This window comes from Pseudomonas sp. P5_A2_2 (assembly GCF_054177685.1).
This window is the reverse complement of the sequence record NZ_JBGCUL010000396.1, coordinates 1-4,088: the sequence shown is the minus strand read 5'-3', so window position 1 is coordinate 4,088 and position 4,088 is coordinate 1. Positions and strand designations below refer to the sequence as shown.

At 60.1% G+C, this 4,088-nt stretch carries 4 protein-coding genes; 1 reads left to right on the top strand and 3 read right to left on the bottom strand.

The genetic code is table 11. The features are described from left to right. Positions 1-229: hypothetical protein (locus tag ACXRVY_RS19125; protein WP_458237990.1), on the top strand; the 229-nt coding region annotated here is incomplete at its 5' end. An 18-nt stretch (positions 230-247) separates the two neighbouring features. On the opposite strand, the gene ACXRVY_RS19120 is transcribed toward ACXRVY_RS19125, so the two are convergent. The 3 genes from ACXRVY_RS19120 to gcl all read right to left on the bottom strand — a co-directional run bounded on the left by ACXRVY_RS19120 (position 248) and on the right by gcl (position 4,009). Next, a complete protein-coding gene (locus tag ACXRVY_RS19120) occupies positions 248-1,141 on the bottom strand; it encodes a 2-hydroxy-3-oxopropionate reductase (protein WP_223461450.1) in 894 nt (297 codons plus the stop codon). Positions 1,142-1,296: 155 nt separating this feature from the next. Beyond that, positions 1,297-2,079 (bottom strand): hydroxypyruvate isomerase, encoded by a 783-nt coding sequence (gene hyi / locus ACXRVY_RS19115; protein WP_223461452.1) that lies wholly within the window; start codon positions 2,077-2,079, stop codon positions 1,297-1,299. 154 nt (positions 2,080-2,233) lie between these two features. Then, positions 2,234-4,009, bottom strand: a complete 1,776-nt coding sequence (gene gcl / locus ACXRVY_RS19110) for a glyoxylate carboligase (RefSeq protein WP_108218690.1) — start codon at positions 4,007-4,009, stop codon at positions 2,234-2,236. Between the last annotated feature and the right edge of the window lie 79 nt (positions 4,010-4,088).

The window sequence follows — 4,088 nt, the reverse complement described above, 5'->3', positions numbered from 1 at the left end:
AATGGGCTTCGAGGACTTGTTGCGGATGCGCCGCGTCGATGGCTGTGGCAAACAGCTCGCGCAGCAATTGTTGCGGATCGACCGACATGGCGGGCTCCCGGAATTCTTGTTATTCGAAAGGGCAACTCTGATCTCTGTAGGAGTGAGCCTGCTCGCGATCCAGGCACCGCGGTGCATCAGGTACACCGCGGTGATTTCATCGCGAGCGGGCTCACTCCTACAGGTTTGAAGCGGTGTGGGGCAGGGCTTACTTCTTATCGCGAATCGAGAAGTTCGCCATGTGTTCCAGACCCTTGATCAGCGCCGAGTGGTCCCAGTTGCTGCCACCGATGGCCGCGCAGGTGCTGAACACTTGCTGGGTGTTGGCGGTGTTCGGCAGGTTGATGTTCAGCTCCTTGGCGCCTTGCAGGGCCAGGTTCAGGTCCTTCTGGTGCAGGCTGATGCGGAAGCCTGGATCGAAGGTGCCCTTGATCATGCGCTCGCCGTGTACTTCGAGGATCTTCGAGGACGCGAAACCGCCCATCAGTGCTTCACGTACCTTGGCTGGATCGGCACCGTTTTTCGAAGCGAACAGCAGGGCTTCTGCCACCGCCTGGATGTTCAGGGCCACGATGATCTGGTTGGCCACCTTGGCGGTCTGACCGTCGCCGTTGCCACCGACCAGGGTGATGTTCTTGCCCATAGCCTGGAACAGCGGCAGTGCGCGTTCGAAGGCGTCGGCATCGCCGCCGACCATGATGCTCAGGGTCGCAGCCTTGGCGCCGACTTCACCGCCGGATACCGGGGCGTCGAGGTATTGCGCGCCTGTTTCGTTGATTTTGGCCGCGAAAGCCTTGGTGGCGGTCGGCGAGATCGAACTCATGTCGATGACGACTTTGCCTTTGCCAACACCGGCGGCAACGCCATCGGCGCGGAACAGCACGTCATCGACCTGCGGGGTATCCGGCACCATGACGATGATGAATTCAGCTTCCTGGGCGACTTCTTTCGGGTTCGCCAGGGCAACGGCGCCAGCGGCGATCAGGTCGGCAGGCGCAGGGTCGTGGTGGGCCGACAGGAACAGGCTGTGACCGGCTTTCTGCAGGTTCGCTGCCATTGGGTGGCCCATGATGCCGGTGCCGATAAATCCGATTTTAGCCATGAGAAAATCCTCTTGTTTTTATTGCTGCTTCAAGCAAATAGGGGAGTACTGCTTTTGTGGGAGCGAGCTTGCTCGCGATTGCGGAGTGCCAGTCAACATAGATGTTGGATGTGCCGGCCTCATCGCGAGCAAGCTCGCTCCCACAGGGATTTGTGTCAGATCGCGTTATGGGTTTTCAACCAGCCCAGGCCCGCTTCAGTGGTGGTCAGCGGCTTGTATTCGCAACCGACCCAGCCCTGATAACCGATGCGGTCCAGGTGTTCGAACAGGAAGCGGTAGTTGATTTCACCGGTGCCTGGTTCATTGCGCCCCGGGTTGTCCGCGAGCTGCACATGGTTGATCTCGCCCAGGTGCGATTGCAGGGTGCGGGCCAGATCGCCTTCCATGATTTGCATGTGATAGATGTCGTATTGCAGGAACAGGTTGGCGCTGCCGACCTGCTCGCGAATCGACAGGGCTTGCGCCGTGTTATTCAGGTAGAAGCCTGGAATGTCACGGGTGTTGATCGCTTCCATCACCAGCTTGATACCCGCCGCGTGCAGCTTGTCGGCCGCGTACTTGAGGTTGGCGACGAAGGTCTTCTGCGCGGTGGCATCGTCAAGGCCCTGCGGACGAATACCGGCCAGGCAGTTGACCTGGGTGTTGCCCAGCACTTGTGCGTAAGCGATGGCCAGGTCGACACCGGCACGGAACTCTTCAACCCGGTCCGGCAGGCACGCTATACCGCGCTCACCCTTGGCCCAGTCACCGGCCGGCAGATTGAACAGCACTTGGGTCAGGCCGTGTGCGTCGAGCTGGGCCTTGATTTCGGCGGAGCTGAAGTCGTACGGGAACAGGTATTCGACACCACTGAAGCCGGCCTTGGCGGCCGCTTCGAAACGGGCGAGAAAGTCCTGTTCGGTGAACAGCATGGACAGGTTGGCTGCGAAACGCGGCATGGTGGTCTCCTGAGTATGTATGGTGAGCGGCCCCGGATCCCTGTGGGAGCGAGCTTGCTCGCGATAGCGGTGTGTCAGTCGACATGAATGCTGAATGGCACTACGCAATCGCGAGCAAGCTCGCTCCCACAAGATGCGGGAACGATCCTACAAGTTAATCAAGCAACGAAATCGCAGTCGGTGCGTCGTCGCCGACCAGCGCCAGGTCTTCGAACTCGTTGACGGCGTTGATCTCGGTACCCATGGAAATGTTGGTCACACGCTCCAGAATAATCTCGACGATCACCGGCACCTTGAACTCTTCGATCAGCTCCTGGGCCTTGCGCAAGGCGGGCTGGATCTGAGCCGGTTCGAACACACGCAGCGCCTTGCAACCGAGGCCTTCGGCCACCGCGACGTGGTCGACACCGTAACCGTTGAGTTCCGGGGCATTCAGGTTGTCGAAGGACAGCTGCACGCAGTAGTCCATGTCGAAACCGCGCTGTGCCTGACGGATCAGACCCAGGTACGAGTTGTTCACCACAACATGAATGTACGGCAGCTTGAACTGCGCACCCACGGCCAATTCCTCGATCATGAACTGGAAGTCATAGTCCCCCGACAGGGCCACGACTTTACGGTTCGGATCAGCCTTGACCACGCCGAGCGCTGCCGGAATGGTCCAGCCCAACGGGCCTGCCTGACCGCAGTTGATCCAGTGACGCGGCTTGTAGACGTGCAGGAACTGCGCGCCGGCAATCTGCGACAGACCGATGGTGCTGACGTAGCAGGTGTCTTTACCGAACACCTGGTTCATTTCTTCATAAACCCGTTGCGGCTTGACCGGCACATTGTCGAAGTGAGTCTTGCGTTGCAGGCTGGCTTTACGCTGCTGGCAGTCTTGCAGCCAGGCACTGCGGTTCTTCAGCTTGCCGGCGGCTTGCCATTCGCGAGCGACTTCGATGAACACGGTCAGCGCGGCAGCGGCGTCGGAAACGATGCCCAGGTCCGGAGTGAACACGCGGCCGATCTGGGTCGGTTCGATATCAACGTGAATGAACTTGCGGCCTTCGGTGTACACGTCAACCGAACCGGTGTGGCGGTTGGCCCAACGGTTGCCCACGCCGAGCACAACGTCGGATTTGAGCATGGTTGCGTTGCCGTAGCGGTGCGAAGTCTGCAGACCAACCATGCCCACCATCAGTGGATGATCGTCCGGGATGGTGCCCCAGCCCATCAGGGTCGGGATAACCGGAATGCCGGTCAGCTCGGCGAACTCTACCAGCAGATCGCTGGCATCGGCGTTGATGATGCCGCCACCGGCCACCAGCAATGGACGCTCGGCCTGATCCAGCATGGCCAAGGCTTTTTCCACTTGAACGCGGGTAGCGCTCGGCTTGGCCAGCGGCAGTGGCTGATAGGCGTCGATGTCGAACTCGATTTCGGCCATCTGCACGTCGAACGGCAAGTCGATCAGCACCGGGCCTGGACGGCCGGAGCGCATTTCGTAGAAGGCTTTCTGGAACGCGTAAGGCACCTGGCCCGGTTCCATGACGGTGGTCGACCACTTGGTGACTGGCTTGACGATGGTGGTGATATCGACAGCCTGGAAGTCTTCCTTGTGCATACGGGCGCGGGGTGCTTGCCCGGTGATGCAGAGGATTGGAATCGAGTCGGCCGAGGCGCTGTAGAGCCCGGTGACCATGTCGGTGCCGGCAGGGCCGGAAGTACCGATGCACACGCCGATGTTGCCGGCCTTGGTGCGGGTGTAGCCCTCGGCCATGTGCGAGGCGCCTTCAACGTGGCGAGCGAGTACGTGATCGATGCCGCCGACCTTTTGCAGGGCGGAGTACAGCGGGTTGATGGCGGCACCCGGGATGCCAAAAGCGGTATCGACCCCTTCACGGCGCATCACCAGAACGGCGGCTTCGATTGCTCTCATTTTGCTCATGGTTTTGTGCCTCTTTACGTTTTGTAATTGTATACAAGTGGCTTTGCGCAGAGTGTATTCACGGCGGACGGCGCAGGTC